Source organism: Tenacibaculum sp. SZ-18, from assembly GCF_002813915.1.
Taxonomy (GTDB): Bacteria; Bacteroidota; Bacteroidia; order Flavobacteriales; family Flavobacteriaceae; genus Polaribacter.
Window position 1 is genome coordinate 22774 of the sequence record NZ_CP019335.1, and the last position, 19987, is coordinate 42760.

The following is a 19987-nucleotide window of genomic DNA, read 5'->3' on the forward strand; positions in this document are numbered from 1 at the left end:
AGAAGAGTTCACAATAGATCATAACTGAGATAATTATAAAGTTTATGTGTCTTTGAGGTATGTTTTATTCTGTTCTATTAAACAGCTTTTTTCTGTGGTTTTTTTACTATAGGTTCTATTTAACAGAATAATTATCTGTTTTACAATAATTTTTTAATTGAGGCCTAGTAGTTTCGTGATACTTTTCATCCCTAAAGGAGTTTTCAGATGGCAGCCGGGAGAAATAGTAGAAGTGAAGTTGGAAAGGGATGGTAAAGAAATTGTAATCAAAAATACCTTAACGCCTGCTTTTACAAAAGGAAAAGCTATCAAGAGAGTTGATACCGCTAATTCCAAACAAAAATATTTATTAAACGCTTGGTTAAAAGGATAAACTTTTAGTTCGGTAAAATATAAAAAATCAAAAAAATGAGACTAAGAAATTAGTCTCATTTTTTATTAGAGTGAACTACTATTAAAACATTAAGATGTTTTTAATTGATAATTACGAATGCTATACACCATTGTACCAAGCATCAGAATACAGATTGTTAATTTAACTGATAAAAAGTTGTTTTGACTTAAGGCTCCGAAATAATCTGTAAAAGGAATTTTATTGATATTAGTATACGTAATCATGAAAAATACTACTTCAAATAACTTTTTCCCTTTTGTTACTATTCCGAAGGCTGCTGCTAAGAAAACTATAAAAATTGCTCCAAGAATTACAGTGCTTAAAGCTATAAAATTTGCGGCTAGTATTAATCTTACCAATAAAGGAAGAGCTAAGAATAGAAGCAATAGAATACTCGCTAAGAGTTGAGAAATCAACAATCTATGTAAGGGATTAAAAGAAGCAAAAGCAAAATAGTGTACTTTATTTGTAAATTCCTTTGTAGTTAAATCTGAGATTCTACTTACTTGGAAAAACCAAAGAATTGGTAATACAAACTGATGTGAAATTTCTAAAGGAAGCAGCGCTAAGAGTAATATTCCAATACCATTTATAAACCACAACCATTTTTTTCCTTTTCTAATCAGTAATAATAATTCGGTTCTAAGTAGCGGAAGAATAGAGAAATTCGTAGTTAGTTTGGATAATCCTGAGATTTGAATTTCCTTATTTGTTATTTCAGTTTGAGTCGCAACTTTTGGTGCTTTTTGAGTAGAAGATTCCTTTAGCGAAAACCTATGAAAGAAACCGGTAGCAAGAAAAACAAGTAATGTTCCTAAAGCAATCCAAAATATTCTGCTAATTACAAATGAGTATGGAAACTCCATTCCATTAAAATGAAATTTTTTCGCAGCATTTTTATTTCCAATTACGTATCCAATAGATAATTGTTTGATATGATCTCCTTGCGTTAATTCTCTAACTTGGTTTTCCATTTTATTCATAACGATTTTAGTCCCTAACATATCAGATGAAAAGTGATCTTGATGAGTTCTTGATGACAACATTAAGAAAGAGAATAAGAAGAAAAAACCAATATTTTGAAGTATAGTATAATTTCTGAAGAAAACTTCAAAAACAACGGCTAACACGGCAATGAAAAATAATGTTGGAATAGTAATTAAGAAATAAGGTTTTATAAACTGAAAAATTTCAAAAGGAAAGTTTTCATTGTACGAATGAAATAAAGCGATACTCATAATAAGTACTACTCCAAGAATAGTCAATAATATGAAAAATCCACTTATAACTTTTGAAAATAAATACGTGGTATTCGTAACTTTTGTAGTAGCAATAATTTGTCCGACTTTAGTTTGAATATCGGTTTTAATTCCACCATTAATCAGATAAAAACCAACAAGCGATAAAAATAAACTACTCATAATCGCTGTAACATATCCAAACCAAGCAGAATTATAATCACCAACATAATCTGCAATTCTTATTGTTGAATAATTAGCATCTGGTGCTGGTACAAATGTATATGCAACCGCTAAACTTGTGCAAAGTGTAATTAAGAAATTATAATTTCTTACGCGTTGTAAATAGCTATATTTTATTAAAGGAAAAATATTCATAGTGATAAGATTTAATGTGCATTATATACTCCAAAGTGAATGGTGTCTGAAGAAATAATTAAAGCTGTTAATAGGGAAATCGCAATGATTAAAAAAAGTATGATTTGTAGCGTTTTCTTGTTCGACGTTTTCATGATTAAGATGTTTTAGTGGTGTATAAATAAGTGTCTTCTAAAGTTGGTTGTTGTGCTAAAGCTCCATTTGGTTGTTGGGAACTAATAAATCTTACGATGGAAGAATTACCTTTTAGTAAAGAATGAACTACTAAATGATTTTGCTTAAACTCGTGTAAAGTGTTTTTTTCAATTGTTGTTTCAAAAACTTTACCTTTTACCTTATCAATCAATTCTTCTTGATCTCCATAGGCGAGTAAATTTCCATTTTTCATTATAGCAACTTTATCAGCCACAGTATCTATATCTGAAACAATATGTGAAGACAATATCACAATGGCATCATTGGCTAATTGATGAATAAGATCTCTGAATCTCATGCGCTCTTCCGGATCTAAACCAACAGTTGGTTCATCGAAAATCAACACTTTTGGATCGTTTAATAGAGCTTGGGCAATTCCTACACGTTGTTTCATACCTCCAGAATAACTCCCAATAGGTTTATGAGCAGCATCCATTAAGTTCAAACCTTCTAAAAGTTGTGTTATTTTAGAGTTTAAATGCTTTCCGCCAACACCTTTCATGGCTGCCATATATTTTAAAAATTCAAAAGCGTTTAAGTTAGGATACACTCCAAAATCCTGAGGTAAAAAGCCAATTTGTTTACGCATGTAATTAGGGTCTTTTACAACGTTGTTTTTGTTTAAAATAATTTGGCCGTCACTTGGTTTGCTTACAGTAGCAATCATTTTTAGTAAAGTAGATTTACCAGCTCCATTTGGTCCTAACAATCCTAATATTCCTTTGTCAATACCAATTGAAAAGTCTTTTAATCCGTATTTGGTTGCACTGTACTTTTTAGATACGTTTTGTATATCGAGTCTCATAGTTATTTATTTTAATTGTGTTGAATTATCTTCTAGAATTATGTTAGAAATATTGTTGTTCTTATTTTCTATGTTTTTATCAAACGCTACAGTTGAAGTCACTGCTTTTTGAATAGTAGAATTATGTTGTTGTTCTTGTTTTGTTTCCGAATTATAGATAACACTCATTGCATACAAAAACATTGTAAAGAATATTTTAAATAGTTGCATAATGAATTGATTTTTAGAATTAACACTTCAAAAGTCAATTAAAATCTCAGTTTTTAAAAAGAAGAATGATGAACGTAGTCGCAAAAATGATTTTATGGAATTTGAACGATAATCATTGTAATGAGTACATTCAGATAGAAAAAAATATCTTTCATCATTAAAAAGTGTCCTTTTTGCAGGTAATAATTAAGTTTGTAGTAACTATTTTAAATATATGGGAATGTCTAAACTAGATACTTTGATAGATAATAAACTGGTACAAAACATATTTGTATGGTTCATTCTGTTTATCATTTTAATCGGTGGAATTCAATCTGAAAATAGAATTCAAATAGCTCTTTATGCAATTCTATTTTTACTACCTACTATTTACATTACTAATTATTTTGTTCTTCCATATTTCCAAAAAAGGAAAACTATATTTTTCATACTTTTTATTTTAAGTGGTACGCTATTTACTTTATTGCCGGTTTATGTTATTAGTAAAGCCATAAATCAACCGTTAGATGTAAAGATGTTTTTAAACCTGTTTGGGTTTATTTTATTAGCAATGATTTTCGGTATGACTATTCGTATAGCAAGAGATAGTTTTAAACGCAGACAAGAGGTAAAGGAAGCTGAATTAAAGTTATTGAAGGGACAACTGAATCCTCATTTTCTATTTAATACATTGAATAATTTGTATGGTTTATCTGTGGTAAAGTCGGATAAACTACCAAATCTGATGTTGAAACTATCGGATTTATTACGCTACAGTTTGTATGAAACAAGAGAGTCTTTTGTTTCTTTACAAAAGGAAATGAGTTATTTAGAAAATTATATTTCTCTTGAAAAATTGAGGTTGGAAGAACAAGCAGATATTTCCTTTTCAATTTCTGGAATACTAAAAGATAAGAAATTAGCTCCAATGTTATTAATTGTGTTTGTTGAGAATGCATTTAAGCATTTGGCTCCTATTGAAGGAGAAAAAAGCACAGTAAATATTGATATTCATATTTCTGAAAATGAATTAGTATTCAAGTGTGAAAATTCATTCGATATACATAGTGATAAAGGTGAGAACCTAGAAAAAGGGAAAAGTGGAATTGGATTAGTCAATGTCAAAAAAAGACTAGATTTAATTTATCCTGAAGCACATAGTTTAAAAATTGGAAAAACCAAGAGTATTTTTTCTGTTGATTTAAAACTTTCGATATAATATGGAAAAGATAAGATGTTTAATTGCAGACGACGAGCCAATTGCACGTCAAATAATAGAGAATTATATTAAAGATATTCCGTATTTAGAGTTAGTAACTACTTGCAAGAATGCTTTTGAAGTAATGGAAGTATTGCAAAAAGAGCAAATAGATTTACTATTCTTAGATATCAATATGCCGAAGTTCTCTGGAATAAGCTTATTAAAATCATTAGCAAAAAAACCAGAGGTTATTATCACAACAGCTTATCCGGAATATGCTATAGAAGGTTTTGAACTTGCCGTGACGGATTACCTATTAAAACCATTTTCATTAGAACGATTTTTACAAGCAATAGTTAAAGTTCAACAGAAACTCAAAACAACTCCGGTTAGTAATACCCAACCAATAACCGTAAATAAAGAAAACGAAGCTAATTCGTTGTTCGTTAAAAGCGATAAGAAAATCATAAAGTTAAATTTTGATGAAATTTACTATGTAGAGGCTTATGGTAATTATATAAAAATTTATACAGATACCATGATTTTGACACCTCAAACGTTAACCGAGTTTCTTACAAAACTTCCAAACAACTTTTTAAGAATACATAAATCCTATGTTATCAATTTTAATCATTTAAAACTTATAGATGGCAATCAGGTAATATTGATTAATGATAAAGTATTACCTGTAGGAAAATCTTATCGAAAGCAATTAATCAAACGAATTGAAGAATAATACTGTATTGTATTACTTTATCTCATATTTACACTAAAGGCACCTTAATTCCAGGATTAGATTTATCTTTTGGTGTAACTTAGGCAAGTGGGGTGCAATGAATTCCGTTTCCTGAAATATCTGTATCTGTGAAGGCTCCATGTCCATTTGAGCTGATGCCATAAAATAGGTTTCCTTTACCAGTAATGTTATTTAAACTTTGTTTATTTAACACAGTTACTCCTTCAAGATTATTAATATTTTTAATCATTTTTATTCCCAATAAAATAAAGCTAAAAATAAATAGAGAAGTAGCCTTAAATATCTTTCTTAGTAAACCAATATTCTTTCCGAAATATATTTTTACAACAGTAATTAGAAAGCATTTCTAATTCAATAGAATATTCTTACTTTTGTTCCTATTAAATTTAAAAAATGTCAAAGAAATCTATTGCAATTCTTACCGTTATACTAGCAATTTTAATTGATCAAATCACTAAAATATATATAAAGACTCACTTTTATTTAGGGGAGGAAATAAAAGTACTAGGTTTGGATTGGTTTCGAATTCATTTCACAGAAAATAATGGAATGGCTTGGGGCCTTGAGTTCGGTGGTAAAGCAGGAAAGTTGTTCTTGACATTATTTAGAATTGTTGCTGTTGGAGCAATTATTTACTGGTTGCGAGATACTATTAAGAACAAATTCCATAACGGAGTAATAATTGCAATTTCATTAATCCTTGCTGGTGCAATTGGTAATATAATTGACTCGGTCTTCTACGGTGTTATTTTTTCAGAATCGAAAAGTGGAGGGGCAATAGCAACTATGTTCCCTGAACAAGGTTATGAGGACTTCTTTTTTGGTAAAGTAGTTGATATGTTATATTTCCCAATGTATCAAGGCGAAAGTTTTACGTTTTTCAATGCGATTTTTAATGGAGCCGATAGTTGGATTAGTATCGGAGTAGTATTGTTATTTATTCTGCATAAACATGCATTTCCAAAGAAAGAGGAAGCATAATACTCTTTTCAATTTCTTTTTTTAGTACCTTTCAAATAAAAAATCATGCGTTTTTTAAAATATCTTGCGGTGTTTTTATTGGGGTTTTTACTTGCTAAACTCTGGTATGATAGGCAAAAGCCAGTTTATCAAGCTGAAGAAGTGAAGGTAATGGTTAATGAAATTAAGAATCTAAGCAAGTTGGTCGTTTCACAAGGTAACTATTCTGAAATGTATAGTTCCGGCGATACTAAAAAGTACTTTTTCGATTATTTACAGTTTCAGAAAAAAGCCATTGTGTCTGTAAATGCGAAGGTTGAAGTGGGTTATGATTTGTCTCAAATAGATATTCAAATTGATAGTCTAAATAGAGAAATTATCATTAATAAAATTCCTGAACAAGAAGTTGTTATTTCTCCTGAGGTCAAATATTTCGACCTAAAACAGAGTCAATTCAATACATTTTCAAAGGAGGAACTCAATACAGTCAATTCTAAAGCTATTGAAAGGTTAAAAGAAACCATAGAATTAACAAATCAAAAGAAAGAAGCTAAAAGACGTTTATTTGAAGAGTTATCCAAAATTTATCAGTTATCCAAAATTTATCGTTGGAAGGTTGTAGATAATACCAATTCTATTGATTTAGATAAGATAATGCTCATCAAAGATTAATAGAATAACAGATTACAAATAGATTAATTGCTTATAAATTTACTCTCTATTTACATGATCATTTATTAATGCATATAATTTTTTCAATTAGTCAATATATGTTAATCGGTTTTTTAAAAGGCTAATAAATGCTATTTATATTAGAAGATATTAAAAAAATAGTATCATTAAGTTAAGTAGATGGTAAAAGATTATTTATGATTTAATTTTATCAATAATGATTCATGTGAATTAATCATTAAAGATGTAACGATTCATTTCAGGCTTAAACTCTCTTTCTGAATAAATTTTTATGATAAATGATAAGAGAGCGGTTCTTGAATTAACTAATAATTTGATATAGCTATCATTATGAAATAAATTCTCTTTATTTTGGTAGTTTATTACTTAACAAACCATAAATAAGAGCTCCTAATAAGGCTCCAATTAATACAATTATAATTGAAAAGATTCCATTTCCTATTAAAACAAAAATTGGTGCAGGGCAGGCACCAGCTAAAGCCCAGCCTAAACCAAAAATAGTTCCTCCAAGTATTGCTTTTATGTAGTGTTTGTCTTTTGGTTTTGGAGTAATCGGGTTTCCTAAATAATCTTTAATGTATTGTCTTTTAAACAGAAACATTAACACTACGGATATAAAAACCGCTGAACCAATAATTCCATACATATGGAAAGATTGAAACTTAAACATTTCAAAAATCCTATACCATGAAATTGCTTCTGATTTCGATAATATGATTCCAAATAGAATCCCGATAATTAAAAATCTTACATACTTCATCTTAGCCAAAAATTAAAGGGAATATTAACCAAATCATAATCAAACCACCAATAAAGAAACCAATAACCGCAATTAATGATGGTAATTGTAAATTACTTAAACCAGTAATTGCATGTCCTGAGGTACATCCACCAGCATAACGTGTACCAAAACCAATAAGAATTCCTGCAAATAATAAAAGGAGGAAACCTTTAATGGTTAAAGTAGTATTTAAACTAAATAGCTCATCTGGTACATATGAGTTTTGATTGTATGTAAAACCTAGAGTTTCTAACTCTTTTATAGTTTCTGGATTTATAGAATCTAATCCATAAGGTGTTAAAAAGGTAGAACTAATAAAACCACCAATAATAAGTCCAACTAAAAAGAGTAAACTCCAATCGCGTTCTCTCCAATCTTTTTTAAAGTAATCTGATAATTTATCTGCCCCAGCAATGGTACAAATGGTTTCTAAATTAGTTGAAACTCCAAAGCTTTTACCAAAGTAAAAAAATAAAAAGAGAATCATTGATATCAAAGGTCCTGACACATACCAAGGCCAAGGTTGTAAAAGTATTTCCATTATTGTATATGTTGTTTTATGTACGCTATAATAGTATTAGTAGCACCAATATTAGTATTTATGTAGGACTTGCAAATATTTCCCATTGCTACTCTTAAGCTTATATTGTTTTTTAATTCGACCAAAGTACTAATTAATTCTTTATTATTCTTAACAGTTTTACTCCCTCCTAATGCGAGCAGTTCATGGGCTTCATTAAATTTCTGATACTTGTTATCTCCATAAATTATAGGAATGCCAAAGGTAGCTGGTTCTAAAATATTATGTAATCCTGTTGCCAAACCTCCACCAACGTAAGCAATGTTGGCATAAGAGTAGATTTTTGTTAATATTCCAATGGTATTAACAATAAATACATTATAATTTTTCAGGTTAACATTATTTCTTTCAGAATACAATATTGTTTTTTTAAGAATTGATTTTCTTAGAGTTTCAATACTTACTGGGTCTATTTTGTGCGGTGCAATGATAAATTTTTCTTCATCTGTAGCAACTTCATTTATATATTTTACAAGTAAATCCTCATCTTCCTTCCATGTACTTCCAGCAACAACTGTATACTTGTTGTTTTTAAATTCCTCAATAAAATTGATAGAGTTATTCTGATTTAAAATTTTATACACTCTGTCGAAGCGTGTATCACCAGAAAGGGTAACATTTTTGAAGTCAATTTGATTCAGTAACTTTATTGAGCTTGTATTCTGAACGAAGAAATGATTGAAGGCAGATAAGAAGTTACGCATCCATTTTCCGTAAGATTTAAAAAATAATTGATCTTTTCTGAATATTCCAGAAACTAATAATGTTTTTGTCTTTGTTTTACGAAGTTCATTTAACAGATTTGGCCAAAATTCGTACTTGACTATAATTGCCAAATCAGGGTGTACTTGATGAATAAAACGTCTCATATTTTTTGAAGTGTCAAAAGGTAGATAACACACAACATCAGCTAAATCATAATTTTTACGAATTTCATATCCAGATGGAGAGAAGAAGGTAACTACAATTTTATAATCTGAATAGAGACTTTTTAACTGTTCAATAATTGGTCGTGCTTGCTCAAATTCACCTAAAGAAGCAGCATGAATCCAAAAAACCTTATCGTTTGTTTTAATGCTTTCTAAAGCACGAAATGTGTCTTTTCTACCACTTACAAATAATCCTAGCTTAGCGTTAAAAACAGCTATTACTTTGATGAAAAAATAAACGATGCGTATAATTAAATTATAAATAAAAAGCATGTGACGAAATTACCAAATAAAAAATCAGTGACCACGTGGTCACTGATTTTTAACTAAATATATTTAGAACTTATTTTATCTCGAAGTCTTCCATGAATTTTGTAGTGTAATTACCTGCTACATAATCTGGATGATCCATTAATTGTCTATGGAAAGGAATTGTTGTTTTAATTCCTTCAATAATATACTCATCTAACGCACGCTTCATTTTATTAATTGCTTCTTCACGTGTTTGTGCAGTCACAATTAATTTAGCGATCATTGAATCGTAGTTTGGAGGAATTGTATATCCAGCATAAGAATGTGTATCAATACGAACTCCATGACCACCTGGTTCGTGATAAGAAGTTATCTTACCTGGAGAAGGTCTAAAGTTTTTATGTGGATCTTCAGCGTTAATTCTACATTCAATTGAGTGTAATTGAGGAGTATAGTTTTTACCAGAAATTGGTACGCCAGCAGCTACTAAAATTTGCTCACGGATTAAGTCATAATCAACTACTTCTTCTGTAATTGGGTGCTCTACCTGGATACGAGTATTCATTTCCATAAAGTAGAAGTTACGGTGTTTATCAACTAAAAATTCTACCGTACCAGCACCTTCATACTTAATATATTCCGCAGCTTTAACTGCAGCTTCCCCCATTGCATGTCTTAATTCATCAGTCATGAATGGAGAAGGAGTTTCTTCCGTTAATTTTTGATGACGACGCTGAACCGAACAATCTCTTTCAGATAAGTGACACGCCTTACCAAATGAATCACCTACAATTTGAATTTCAATATGTCTTGGTTCTTCAATTAATTTCTCCATGTACATTCCGTCGTTTCCAAAAGAAGCTTTTGCTTCCATGCGAGCAGAATCCCATGCTGGTTTTAAATCTTCTTTATTCCAAACAGCACGCATTCCTTTACCACCTCCACCGGCAGTTGCTTTAAGCATTACAGGAAATCCCATATCTACAGCAATTTTTTCAGCTTCTTCGTAAGAGTCTAAAATTCCTTCAGATCCAGGAATACATGGTACACCTGCAGCAATCATCGTTGCTTTTGCAGTTGCTTTATCTCCCATTTTAGAGATCATTTCTTCACTCGCCCCGATAAATTTAATATCGTGCTCCTCACACAACTTAGAAAATTTTGCATTTTCAGAAAGGAAACCATATCCAGGGTGAATGGCATCAGCATTTGTGATTTCAGCAGCAGCAATAATTCTGTCCATTTTTAAGTAAGACTCGTTACTCGGAGCAGGGCCAATACATACAGCCTCATCAGCAAACCTTACGTGTAAACTTTCAGCATCTGCTTTAGAGTATACCGCTACAGTTTTGATGCCCATTTCTTTACAGGTACGAATTACACGTAGTGCAATCTCACCTCTATTGGCAATTAATATCTTTTTAAACATAATTGATAAGTTTTTTAAACTCAATAGATTGAGTTATAAGACTTAAATTAAGATGGATCAACTAAGAATAAAGGTTGATCAAATTCAACGGGTGATGAATCATCTACTAAAACTTTAACGATCTTACCAGAAACCTCAGATTCGATTTCGTTAAATAGTTTCATTGCTTCAATAATACAAACTGTATCTCCAGCTTTAATTTCAGAACCAACTTCTACAAATACAGGTTTATCTGGAGAAGGTTTACGGTACAATGTTCCGATAATTGGAGACTTAATAGTTAAATATTTTGATTCGTCTTCAGTAGCTTTTGGAGCTGCAGGTGCTGCAGGAGTTGCAGGTTCACTTGCAACTGGTTGTGGAGCAGCCATCATTTGTGGAGCAGCTGGCATTGCAGCTTGAATGATTTTTGTTTCTGGAGCGTCAGATCCAGTTTTAATCGTAATCTTTACATCATCCATCTCTAATTTTACCTCACTGGCACCAGACTTGGCTACGAACTTAATAAGATTTTGGATTTCTTTAATGTCCATTGTTTATAATTTTAGTTGATTGTCTATTTATTATATGCCCATTTCAAGTAGATAGATCCCCATGTGAATCCACCACCAAAGGCAGCAAATATTAAATTATCTCCTTTTTTTAATTCTTCTTCATAGTCTGCTAACAAAAGAGGTAAAGTAGCTGAAGTTGTATTACCATATCGGCTAATATTCATCATAACCTTACTTTCATCTAAGCCAATGCGGTTAGCAGTAGCTTCAATAATTCTTTTGTTTGCTTGATGTGGTACCAACCAGTTTACACTGTCTTTGGTTAGTTTATTTTTTTCTAAGATTTTTTCAGAAACATCAGCCATGTTAGAAACAGCGAATTTAAAAACTGTTCTTCCTTCTTGATGCACAAAATGTCGCCCCTCTGCTAGAGTTTTTTCTGAAGGAGGTAAGGCAGATCCGCCTGCCTCGATTTTCAAGAAATCTCTACCAATTCCATCACTTCTCAAGTATTCATCTTGGAAACCTAAACCTTCTTCATTTGGTTCGAATAAAGCTGCACCTGCTCCATCTCCAAAAATAATACATGTTGCGCGATCTGTATAATCAATAATTGATGACATTTTATCTGCACCAATTAATAACACTTTTTTATATCTACCTGACTCTATATAACTTGAAGCAACAGACATACCATATAAGAAACTTGAACATGCTGCTTGTAAATCATAAGCGAATGCGTTTACTGCACCAATTTTAGTTGCAGTGTAAACTGCGGTTGAAGCAACTGGCATATCAGGTGTAGCTGTAGCAACGATAACTAGATCTATTTCTGATGGATCTATACTAGCTTTGCGGATTAAATCTTCAGCGGCTTTTATTGCCATAAACGAAGTTCCTTCACCTTTTTCTTTTAAAATTCGTCGTTCTTTGATTCCAGTTCGAGTAGTAATCCATTCATCATTTGTATCAACCATCGTTTCTAACTCTTTATTGGTTAGAACATAATCAGGGACGTACTTTCCTACTGCTGTAATTGCTGCAGTTGTTTTATTCATATCTATTACGGATAGTAAATTCAGTTTCCAAAAGTAGTGATTTTTTTTTCACTTTGTAACTAAAAAAACGCCAAAAACATTCGTTTTCGGCGTTAATATTCTATAACCCAACTTAATAGTCAGTAAATGTCTTAAACTTCAGCTTCTGTTGTATCAATAACAACTTGACCTCTGTAATATAATTTACCCTCGTGCCAGTGAGCTCTGTGGTATAAATGAGCTTCACCAGTAGTAGGATCAACAGCTATCTGAGGCATAGTAGCTTTATAGTGAGTTCTTCTTTTATCTCTTCTAGTTTTTGATATTTTTCTCTTAGGATGTGCCATTTTACTCGTTTTTTCCTGTTAGTAAATCTTTTAATTTATCCCATCTAGGGTCAGTTGATTCTTCCTCAACTGTTTTTTCGTTATTTATTTCTAATTCTTTTAACTTCTCTAGAGCTTCAGATTTCATGGTTCCACTTAATACATCTGGATGTATTCTTTTAGACGGTGCTGAAAGAACGATTAATTCATAGATGTACTGAGCTACATTAATTTGATACTCATCATGAGGGATAATTAAAATCTCATCATTTTCATCATTGAATTCTGGTCCAAACTTTACTACTAAAGAAAAATCTCCTGAAATTTCTTGATCGAAATTTTCATTAGTTATATCACAAGGTACATTTATTGTTCCGTTAATTGTGAATAATAACTCTAGTAGTGTATTCTTTTTAACAAAGCTAATGTCCGCACTAATGTTAACTTCATTAAATTCTGAATACTGAAATTCTTCAAAGAACTTGTTCTCTATTTGATATTGAAAGTGGTGGCTTCCTTCTTTCAAACCCACAAAAGAAATATTATATTCTTTTAATCCTTTCATATACAACGTCAAATTGAGGGCGCAAATATAATAAAATGTTTTGTAATACGGAATAAATAAATATTATTTTGATCGTAATCTATTACTCTCTAACTCAATGTATTCATTTCTGTTTCTGAAAATCTTTAAAGAAGTAAATAAAGCTTCTTCGAAGGAAGTAGTATTTGCTTTATTTTTTCCAGCTATTTCAAATCCCGTACCATGGTCTGGAGATGTTCTTATTTTACTGAGTCCGGCTGTAAAATTAACCCCATTTCCGAAAGACAATGCTTTAAAAGGAGCTAAACCTTGGTCGTGATACATTGCTAATACCCCGTCAAATTGCTTATATGTTTTGGATCCAAAGAATCCATCAGCAGCATAAGGTCCGAAAACTAATTTTCCTGTTTCCTTAATTTTTTGAATTGTTGGTCTAATTATCTCATCATCTTCTTTTCCTATAACTCCTTTGTCTCCGCAATGTGGATTTAATCCTAAAACTGCAATTTTAGGTTTGCTAATATTGAAATCTTGTTTTAATGCGTGTTCCATAATGTTAACTTTTTCTGTTATTAACTCCGGAGTGATAGTTTCAGCAATATTAGCAACAGGAATATGACCTGTTATTAAACCGATACGTAAATCTTCAGTCATTAATATCATTAAACTTTTACCTTCTAGATTATCTTCTAGATATTCTGTGTGTCCGGGAAAGTCAAATTCTTTTGATTGAATATTATCTTTATTAATAGGAGCAGTTAATAGTAGATCAATAGCATTGTTTTGCAAGGCATCCATTGCACTGGTTAATGATTTTAAGGCAAATTTCCCTCCGTCAGGAGTAGTTTTACCTAAATCAATTTTAAATTCCTCCTTACTAATATTAATCAAGTTCAATTTTCCATGAACTATTTTATCTAAAGAGTGGATACCATGAACACTACTATTTAAGTTCAATGCTTTTTTATGGAAAGAGACTACTTTATTCGAACCAAATAAAACTGGCGTACAAAAATCAAACATTCTTTTGTCTTGAAATGTTTTTAAAACAATTTCGATACCAATTCCATTTGCGTCCCCTAATGAAATTCCTACAATAATTTTATCAGTTTTTTCCATATAGACTTTTGATGTCGTATTTTTGATGTAAACAAAAGTAATTAAATTAATACAATGTTTACAGGAATCATAGAAACTATTGGTGTAGTTTCAAATATAGAAAAGGATTTAGAGAATATTCATTTTACAATTAATAGTACTATTACAAATGAACTGAAAATAGACCAAAGTGTTGCCCATAATGGAGTATGTTTAACTGTTGTAAAAATTAGTGGTGACGAATATGTGGTTACTGCCATCAAAGAAACAATGGATAAGTCCAATATGGGAGATATTGCGGTTGGAGAAGAGGTTAATTTAGAGAGAGCGATGAAATTGGGCGATCGACTGGATGGCCATATAGTTCAAGGTCACGTTGATGAAACTGGCGTTTGCAAAGGAATTCAAGATCAAGATGGAAGCACTCTTTTTACTTTTGAATATCATTCTAAGAACAATAATGTTACTATTGAAAAAGGATCAATTACAGTTAACGGAGTGAGTTTAACTGTTGTAAATTCAAAGGAAAATGAATTTAGTGTTGCAATTATTCCTTACACATTAGAGCATACTGTTTTCAAAAACTTTAAAGTTGGAACTAAGGTAAATTTAGAATTTGATGTTATTGGAAAATATGTAGCCAGATTACAAAGTTTTAAAGAATAAATTTCGATTTATTTCTAAGACATATCACAGTTGTCCAAGTCGTGGATAACTGTTTTTTTATATATCATTATCATCTAATTGTAAACATACGTGCGTTCGAATTAATAAAAACGGTAGTCAATGGTTAGAGTTTAAAGGCCATGGGCTAAACATTTGATGACAGTATTGGTGAGGCAGCTGGCGTCTTCTTTTATTTTATAACTTGTTTAACCATTTAAAAAGTTTTACCAAACTCTTAAATTACATATTTCAAAGTTGACGTATTGTATAATACATCCTGACAATTTGAGGATGTATTTATCTATTCTCGATGAATTATTATTTTAAAACATTTTTAAGCTGATAAAAGAAGCGTTCTATTAATCTTAAATCTTCCGTTACAATATCAGCTGTTCCAGTCATTTCTTGTTTGAATTCAATGTTTTTGTCGTAGGTTGTTTTAAGTTCCTTTTGTAAAGCAACATCTACTAAATAGTTGCCTTCTTGGTCAGCAATAGGGGAAATGTATTTTACAGTTCCATTTAACTTTCCAAATTCATCAGCAGGATAATTGAGTAATTTTATTTGAACTTTTTGTCCAGTTTTAATCTTACCAGAGTTCGCTACTGGAGCTTTTATTTTTCCAATGAAGTTTTCATTAGTTTCTGGTATAATTGTAAATATCAAATCACCAGTATTTACATTCTGATTCTTATTCCAAAATGATAGGAAAGACACTTTTCCATCTATAGAAGAAGTTAAAGCGTAAAGCTTTTCCCAATCTTTGATTGCTTTTTTTAAGTAGAAGAAGGATTGAAGAGCTTTCTTTCTTAAACGAATATCATTTTGAGTTTTTTTGATAGATGTTCCTTCTAAATTTTTGTTAGAGTTATTGATTAATTCTCGTAATTGAGAAATTGTTGTTTCATTATTTTGGTTATTTCTTTTTGATTGTAAAAAAGCAACTTCGCGTTGTTCTTTTTCTTTAGCGGAAATTACACCTTGTTCAAACATTTTCCTACTCCTCTCAAGGTCTGATTTTTTAATTTCTAATTCTTTTTCGCTCAAATTTCTTTGCGATAGTGCAATTTGTAATCTTCTTTTAACTTCAATTACCGACATTTTATTTGCAAACGATTCAGATTTAAATGGAGTAAGTTTTTTATTTAAAATATATTCTGAATAATCATTTTCAAATTGTGAAAAACTAGATATAATATCTCCTAAAATTAATGGAGGTAAATCGTCAATTGGAAATGAGAAATCTTTGTCGTAGTTCTGAATAGTGTCTACAATACTTTTAAGTAATAAAACGTCTTTATAGGAGGCCGTATTTTCAATTACTGCTAATACATCGTTTGCCTTTACATCTGCTCCTTCGGTAGTTAAAAACACTTCAAATTGACCTGTAGATTTAGCAAATAATTTTTCAGGTGGAGTAGAAGTAGTGACCATAACCTGTGATGTTATTACATCAGGATATTTTATAAACCATGAAATAAATAACAGCATTAGAATCAATACAAAAACTAATGTGTTTCCATATCGAATCATCCAATTAGGTACTTTAGTTAATATTTCTTGTACCTCTTCACTTCTAATTTCTATATCTTGAATATCTTGCGGCATTATGCTAAAAAGTATAAAAGAGAGAGATATAGTTACCTCTCTCTTAAAAAGTAATGTAAAAAATTAATATTAGTTTTTGAAACTCCTTTAAAAGAATTATCAATCAAGTCTTTTGTAGTTGTTACCAATAAGTGACTAGTATTTTTTATTGAACTACAATTTGAGATATGATAGTTGTTAATTCGTGTTATATTCATTTCAAATGCTAAAATTAGTATTCATTAAATCGAAGGATTATCCTAATCCACCAAATGTTGGGTCATCACATTCACATCTTCCAGTGCTGTAATTACATACAGCATCTAATTCACATGTGTCACTTGTTGGGGAACATGGAATTTGAGATTGAACAAATTGATTGCATTCTCCATCTGAAATACCAACACTTCTTAACCCACCATGTATTAACTTTTGATTTGTTCTGTTCAAGACAGTTCCTATTTTTAAAATTGATTTTTTCATAATTAGAATGTGTTTCGATTATTACATATACCACTTGTACAAGTGTAATAGGGATCATTTCCTAAAAATGGATATTGACTGATCCAAAATCCTTGTGTTCTGGTACAACAAAATTGGTAAAGAGATGGTATAAATCCTCCTTTAAGTGTTTTTTGTTGTTCCTTATTTAAAATAGTCCCTATTTTTAAAATTGATTTTTTCATTTTAATAATGCTTTAAGAAAGTTATTACACTTTCCGTATTAAACTTTAACTATTAAACAGGTCCACCAGAATCACCTCCACCTCCTGGAGGATTATTATTTCCGCCACCAGATCCACCGGTGTTACAACTGCAATTCAAAGGCTTCCAATATAGTTGCTGTATATATGGGTCAGCACACCATTCAAAACAAGGTCCTCTAAATACTCGACCACCTTTTATACTTCTTTGGTCGGCTTTATTTAAAGCCTTACCAATATTTAAGATTGATTTTTTCATAGTGTTAAAATTAAAAGCATGCGCAATTTTGTGAAGTTCCATAACCATTAGCTCCAGGATGCCAAATACCACCCGTTTCTCCACACTCGGCTGGTGTACAACATCTAGGGTCGCCATAATTCACTAGGCAACGAAATTTTACGGGTCTAAAACCTCCAATAATTTGCTTTTGGTCAGCCTTATTTAAGCTGTTTCCTAAGTTTAAGATTGATTTTTTCATCATCTTTTAGATTTAAATTAATTAAATCCCTGAACATTTAGAGACACTCAAGGGATGTGTCTATCTTCGCGAAAGAATATTTTTAACTACCTAGTTCCAATTGGTTTTTAACCAGGTCGTAATAGTTTCCTTTTAATTTAATAAGTTCTTGGTGATTTCCTTTTTCTATAATTTTTCCTTTATCTAAAACAACTATTTGATGAGCATTTTTCACTGTACTCAATCTATGTGCAATTACCACAGCAGTTTTATCTGCAAAAAAAGTATTTAGTTTTTCCATGATTACTTTTTCGTTATTGGCGTCAAGTGCAGAGGTGGCCTCATCAAAGAATAAGAATTTCGGATTCTTATAAACAGATCGAGCAATTAACATACGTTGTTTTTGTCCAGTACTTAATCCACTTCCTTCACTCCCAATCTTTGTGTTAAACCCTAAAGGAAGCCCATCAATATAATCTGAAATATTTGCTACGTCAATCGCATGAGCTAGCTTCTCCTTATCTACAAAATCTTCACCAACAGCAATGTTTTTAGCAATGGTATCGTTAAAGATATATCCCTCTTGCATTACTACTCCGCAATTTCTTCTCCATTCTTTTTGTGATAAACTTTTAAAGTTGAAGTTTCCGACTGTTATTTCTCCTTCATCTACTTGATAAAAACCAAGTAATAATTTCATGATAGTAGTTTTACCACTCCCACTTACACCTACAATTGCTGTGGTTTTATTTGCAGGAATTTCTAAGGTTAAATTTTTGATAACAGGATCAAGTCCTCCAGTATATCTAAATGAAATATTATTTAATTCAATTGGGTGGTTTGTTGGTATGTTGGTTACTCTTTCATCATTTGGGCTTTCTTCGTCTTCCATGTTATGTATTTCACCTAAACGATCTAAAGATATTTGAGCATCTTGTAAATCTCTCAGAAAATTGATAAGTTGGGTTATTGGTCCGTTTAACTGACCTACTATATAACTAATCGCCATCATCATACCGAGTGTAATATCTCCATCAATTACAAGTTTTGCAGAAAGAATTGTAATGAACATGTTTTTAAGTTCATTTATTAAGTTTGAACCAACGCTTTGAGTTTGTTCAAGAGCTAAACTTTTAGTAGCAACTTTAAACAAACGAGCTTGAACATATTCCCAATTCCAACGCATTCTTCTTTCAGCATTGTGAAGTTTAATTTCTTGCATCCCGTTTATAAGTTCAATAACTTTACTTTGTTCTTGACTTACTTCTGAGAATCTCTTGTAATCAAGTTCCTTTCTTTTCTTGAAGAAAAACAACACCCACGAGAAATAAAGAACACTTCCTAAAACAAAAACACCAAAAATCTGAAAACTATAAAAACTTAAAACAAGACTAAAAATAATTAAATTGACAAAAGAGAATAATACTGTAAGTGAGGAAGTTGTAAGTATTCTTTCTATTCTTTTATGATCGTTAATTCTTTGTAACAAATCCCCCGTCATTCTCACATCGAAATAAGAAATAGGTAATTTCATTAATTTGATAAAAAAATCAGAAATTAAAGAAATATTGATTCTTGTGCTTAAATGTAGTAAAATCCAACTTCTTATAATTTCTAGTGATGCTTTTCCGAGGAATAAAAAGAGCTGAGCAAATAAGATGAGGTATACAAAATTCAAATCTTGATTTTCAATACCAACATCAACTACACTTTGTGTTAAAAATGGTAATATTAGTTGTAATACACTTCCAGCTAGAAGACCAATAATTAATTGAACTATAAACTTCTTGTATTTGAAGACGTATTTAAATATAAATGAGAAGCCAAACTTTTCATCTTCTTCAAACTCTTCTGAATAAAATTTTGGAGTCGGTTCAATTAATAATGCAATTCCTTCTTCAGTTGATTCATCTGCATTATTCCCAATCCAATTTTTAATAAATTCCTTTTTGGTAAAAGTTATTAAACCATGAGCAGGGTCTGAAACGTATACAGTATCTTTTTTAATTTTATAAACAACAACATAATGATTTTTATTCCAATGAACAATACACGGCAAGGGAGCTTCGATAAATTTTTCAAAAGCCAATTTAATACCTAAAGACTTAAAACCAATTGATTCAACTGCTTCACTTAAGCCTAACAAACTACTTCCTTCTCTTGTGGTTTCACTTAAATTCCTTAATTGCTGAGTGTTTATGGTTTTTCCATAATGTTTCGCAATTATTTTTATACAAGTAGGACCACAATCCTTAGCTTCTGTTTGTTTGTAATGTGGAAATTTTCTCAAAT

Annotated in this window: 24 protein-coding genes; 6 read left to right on the forward strand and 18 right to left on the reverse strand. The window is 30.8% G+C overall.

The window, feature by feature from the left end; all coding sequences use genetic code 11:
- Positions 1–157 precede the first annotated feature (157 nt).
- A complete protein-coding gene (locus BTO06_RS00050) occupies positions 158–373 on the forward strand; it encodes a hypothetical protein (protein WP_157811662.1) in 216 nt (71 codons plus the stop codon).
- An 89-nt stretch (positions 374–462) separates the two neighbouring features.
- Here BTO06_RS00050 and BTO06_RS00055 read toward each other — a convergent pair whose 3' ends face one another.
- The 3 genes from BTO06_RS00055 to BTO06_RS00065 all read right to left on the reverse strand — a co-directional run bounded on the left by BTO06_RS00055 (position 463) and on the right by BTO06_RS00065 (position 3220).
- Complete coding sequence (locus BTO06_RS00055; RefSeq protein WP_100923352.1) at positions 463–2010, reverse strand: ABC transporter permease; 1548 nt, start codon at positions 2008–2010, stop codon at positions 463–465.
- A 136-nt stretch (positions 2011–2146) separates the two neighbouring features.
- Positions 2147–3010, reverse strand: a complete 864-nt coding sequence (locus BTO06_RS00060) for an ABC transporter ATP-binding protein (protein ID WP_100923353.1) — start codon at positions 3008–3010, stop codon at positions 2147–2149.
- Positions 3011–3016: 6 nt separating this feature from the next.
- Positions 3017–3220 carry a hypothetical protein gene (locus BTO06_RS00065; protein WP_100923354.1) on the reverse strand — a complete coding sequence of 68 codons (204 nt, stop codon included), beginning with the start codon at positions 3218–3220 and terminating at the stop codon, positions 3017–3019.
- 220 nt (positions 3221–3440) lie between these two features.
- On the opposite strand from BTO06_RS00065, the gene BTO06_RS00070 reads away from it, so the two are divergent.
- A complete protein-coding gene (locus tag BTO06_RS00070; protein ID WP_100926675.1) occupies positions 3441–4418 on the forward strand; it encodes a sensor histidine kinase in 978 nt (325 codons plus the stop codon).
- Between the two features lies 1 nt (position 4419).
- Positions 4420–5136: a LytR/AlgR family response regulator transcription factor gene (locus BTO06_RS00075; protein WP_100923355.1), complete on the forward strand. Its 717-nt coding sequence runs from the start codon at positions 4420–4422 to the stop codon at positions 5134–5136.
- 79 nt (positions 5137–5215) lie between these two features.
- Here BTO06_RS00075 and BTO06_RS18270 read toward each other — a convergent pair whose 3' ends face one another.
- Complete coding sequence (locus BTO06_RS18270) at positions 5216–5386, reverse strand: hypothetical protein (RefSeq protein WP_157811663.1); 171 nt, start codon at positions 5384–5386, stop codon at positions 5216–5218.
- A 164-nt stretch (positions 5387–5550) separates the two neighbouring features.
- Here BTO06_RS18270 and BTO06_RS00080 point away from each other — a divergent pair, with 164 nt between their 5' ends.
- Positions 5551–6138, forward strand: coding sequence for a lipoprotein signal peptidase (locus BTO06_RS00080; protein WP_100923356.1), 588 nt, complete (start codon positions 5551–5553; stop codon positions 6136–6138).
- Between the two features lie 45 nt (positions 6139–6183).
- Positions 6184–6789 carry a DUF4230 domain-containing protein gene (locus tag BTO06_RS00085; protein ID WP_100923357.1) on the forward strand — a complete coding sequence of 202 codons (606 nt, stop codon included), beginning with the start codon at positions 6184–6186 and terminating at the stop codon, positions 6787–6789.
- 367 nt (positions 6790–7156) lie between these two features.
- On the opposite strand, the gene BTO06_RS00090 is transcribed toward BTO06_RS00085, so the two are convergent.
- From BTO06_RS00090 to pdxA, 9 genes are all read right to left on the reverse strand, one after another.
- Positions 7157–7570, reverse strand: a complete 414-nt coding sequence (locus BTO06_RS00090; protein WP_100923358.1) for a DUF6691 family protein — start codon at positions 7568–7570, stop codon at positions 7157–7159.
- Position 7571: 1 nt separating this feature from the next.
- A complete protein-coding gene (locus BTO06_RS00095; RefSeq protein ID WP_100923359.1) occupies positions 7572–8132 on the reverse strand; it encodes a YeeE/YedE family protein in 561 nt (186 codons plus the stop codon).
- Positions 8132–9373, reverse strand: coding sequence for a 3-deoxy-D-manno-octulosonic acid transferase (locus BTO06_RS00100; RefSeq protein WP_100923360.1), 1242 nt, complete (start codon positions 9371–9373; stop codon positions 8132–8134). Before BTO06_RS00100 ends, BTO06_RS00095 begins: the two co-directional genes overlap by 1 nt.
- Before the next feature lie 70 nt (positions 9374–9443).
- Complete coding sequence (gene accC, locus BTO06_RS00105; RefSeq protein WP_100923361.1) at positions 9444–10781, reverse strand: acetyl-CoA carboxylase biotin carboxylase subunit; 1338 nt, start codon at positions 10779–10781, stop codon at positions 9444–9446.
- Positions 10782–10828: 47 nt separating this feature from the next.
- A complete protein-coding gene (accB, locus tag BTO06_RS00110; protein ID WP_100923362.1) occupies positions 10829–11314 on the reverse strand; it encodes an acetyl-CoA carboxylase biotin carboxyl carrier protein in 486 nt (161 codons plus the stop codon).
- A gap of 23 nt (positions 11315–11337) precedes the next feature.
- Positions 11338–12333, reverse strand: coding sequence for a beta-ketoacyl-ACP synthase III (locus BTO06_RS00115; protein WP_100923363.1), 996 nt, complete (start codon positions 12331–12333; stop codon positions 11338–11340).
- Positions 12334–12464: 131 nt separating this feature from the next.
- Positions 12465–12659: a 50S ribosomal protein L32 gene (rpmF, locus tag BTO06_RS00120; protein WP_100923364.1), complete on the reverse strand. Its 195-nt coding sequence runs from the start codon at positions 12657–12659 to the stop codon at positions 12465–12467.
- Between the two features lies 1 nt (position 12660).
- Positions 12661–13203 (reverse strand): YceD family protein, encoded by a 543-nt coding sequence (locus tag BTO06_RS00125; protein ID WP_100923365.1) that lies wholly within the window; start codon positions 13201–13203, stop codon positions 12661–12663.
- A gap of 63 nt (positions 13204–13266) precedes the next feature.
- The gene (pdxA, locus tag BTO06_RS00130; RefSeq protein ID WP_100923366.1) at positions 13267–14301 is read right to left on the reverse strand and encodes a 4-hydroxythreonine-4-phosphate dehydrogenase PdxA; all 1035 of its coding nucleotides are present in this window, start codon (positions 14299–14301) and stop codon (positions 13267–13269) included.
- A 54-nt stretch (positions 14302–14355) separates the two neighbouring features.
- Here pdxA and BTO06_RS00135 point away from each other — a divergent pair, with 54 nt between their 5' ends.
- Positions 14356–14946 carry a riboflavin synthase gene (locus BTO06_RS00135; protein ID WP_100923367.1) on the forward strand — a complete coding sequence of 197 codons (591 nt, stop codon included), beginning with the start codon at positions 14356–14358 and terminating at the stop codon, positions 14944–14946.
- Between the two features lie 318 nt (positions 14947–15264).
- On the opposite strand, the gene BTO06_RS00140 is transcribed toward BTO06_RS00135, so the two are convergent.
- From BTO06_RS00140 to BTO06_RS00155, 5 genes are all read right to left on the reverse strand, one after another.
- Positions 15265–16554, reverse strand: a complete 1290-nt coding sequence (locus BTO06_RS00140; protein ID WP_100923368.1) for an HlyD family secretion protein — start codon at positions 16552–16554, stop codon at positions 15265–15267.
- Positions 16555–16788: 234 nt separating this feature from the next.
- A complete protein-coding gene (locus BTO06_RS00145; RefSeq protein WP_100923369.1) occupies positions 16789–17016 on the reverse strand; it encodes a hypothetical protein in 228 nt (75 codons plus the stop codon).
- 255 nt (positions 17017–17271) lie between these two features.
- Positions 17272–17496, reverse strand: coding sequence for a hypothetical protein (locus tag BTO06_RS00150; RefSeq protein WP_157811664.1), 225 nt, complete (start codon positions 17494–17496; stop codon positions 17272–17274).
- A gap of 10 nt (positions 17497–17506) precedes the next feature.
- Positions 17507–17719 carry a hypothetical protein gene (locus BTO06_RS18275; protein WP_157811665.1) on the reverse strand — a complete coding sequence of 71 codons (213 nt, stop codon included), beginning with the start codon at positions 17717–17719 and terminating at the stop codon, positions 17507–17509.
- 79 nt (positions 17720–17798) lie between these two features.
- Positions 17799–19985, reverse strand: a complete 2187-nt coding sequence (locus BTO06_RS00155) for a peptidase domain-containing ABC transporter (RefSeq protein ID WP_100923371.1) — start codon at positions 19983–19985, stop codon at positions 17799–17801.
- Positions 19986–19987: the final 2 nt, after the last annotated feature.

Bases quoted from the DNA above. Each gene is read 5' to 3' on its own strand.
- BTO06_RS00065 (WP_100923354.1), bottom strand. From the start codon at position 3,220: ATGCAACTATTTAAAATATTCTTTACAATGTTTTTGTATGCAATGAGT.
- accC (WP_100923361.1), bottom strand. From the start codon at position 10,781: ATGTTTAAAAAGATATTAATTGCCAATAGAGGTGAGATTGCACTACGT.
- BTO06_RS00145 (WP_100923369.1), bottom strand. From the start codon at position 17,016: ATGAAAAAATCAATTTTAAAAATAGGAACTGTCTTGAACAGAACAAAT.
- BTO06_RS18270 (WP_157811663.1), bottom strand. From the start codon at position 5,386: ATGATTAAAAATATTAATAATCTTGAAGGAGTAACTGTGTTAAATAAA.
- BTO06_RS00080 (WP_100923356.1), top strand. From the start codon at position 5,551: ATGTCAAAGAAATCTATTGCAATTCTTACCGTTATACTAGCAATTTTA.
- BTO06_RS18275 (WP_157811665.1), bottom strand. From the start codon at position 17,719: ATGATGAAAAAATCAATCTTAAACTTAGGAAACAGCTTAAATAAGGCT.
- rpmF (WP_100923364.1), bottom strand. From the start codon at position 12,659: ATGGCACATCCTAAGAGAAAAATATCAAAAACTAGAAGAGATAAAAGA.
- BTO06_RS00095 (WP_100923359.1), bottom strand. From the start codon at position 8,132: ATGGAAATACTTTTACAACCTTGGCCTTGGTATGTGTCAGGACCTTTG.
- BTO06_RS00055 (WP_100923352.1), bottom strand. From the start codon at position 2,010: ATGAATATTTTTCCTTTAATAAAATATAGCTATTTACAACGCGTAAGA.
- BTO06_RS00115 (WP_100923363.1), bottom strand. From the start codon at position 12,333: ATGAATAAAACAACTGCAGCAATTACAGCAGTAGGAAAGTACGTCCCT.
- pdxA (WP_100923366.1), bottom strand. From the start codon at position 14,301: ATGGAAAAAACTGATAAAATTATTGTAGGAATTTCATTAGGGGACGCA.
- BTO06_RS00090 (WP_100923358.1), bottom strand. From the start codon at position 7,570: ATGAAGTATGTAAGATTTTTAATTATCGGGATTCTATTTGGAATCATA.
- BTO06_RS00085 (WP_100923357.1), top strand. From the start codon at position 6,184: ATGCGTTTTTTAAAATATCTTGCGGTGTTTTTATTGGGGTTTTTACTT.
- BTO06_RS00100 (WP_100923360.1), bottom strand. From the start codon at position 9,373: ATGCTTTTTATTTATAATTTAATTATACGCATCGTTTATTTTTTCATC.
- BTO06_RS00070 (WP_100926675.1), top strand. From the start codon at position 3,441: ATGTCTAAACTAGATACTTTGATAGATAATAAACTGGTACAAAACATA.
- BTO06_RS00060 (WP_100923353.1), bottom strand. From the start codon at position 3,010: ATGAGACTCGATATACAAAACGTATCTAAAAAGTACAGTGCAACCAAA.
- BTO06_RS00135 (WP_100923367.1), top strand. From the start codon at position 14,356: ATGTTTACAGGAATCATAGAAACTATTGGTGTAGTTTCAAATATAGAA.
- BTO06_RS00140 (WP_100923368.1), bottom strand. From the start codon at position 16,554: ATGCCGCAAGATATTCAAGATATAGAAATTAGAAGTGAAGAGGTACAA.
- BTO06_RS00125 (WP_100923365.1), bottom strand. From the start codon at position 13,203: ATGAAAGGATTAAAAGAATATAATATTTCTTTTGTGGGTTTGAAAGAA.
- accB (WP_100923362.1), bottom strand. From the start codon at position 11,314: ATGGACATTAAAGAAATCCAAAATCTTATTAAGTTCGTAGCCAAGTCT.
- BTO06_RS00075 (WP_100923355.1), top strand. From the start codon at position 4,420: ATGGAAAAGATAAGATGTTTAATTGCAGACGACGAGCCAATTGCACGT.
- BTO06_RS00150 (WP_157811664.1), bottom strand. From the start codon at position 17,496: ATGAAAAAATCAATCTTAAATATTGGTAAGGCTTTAAATAAAGCCGAC.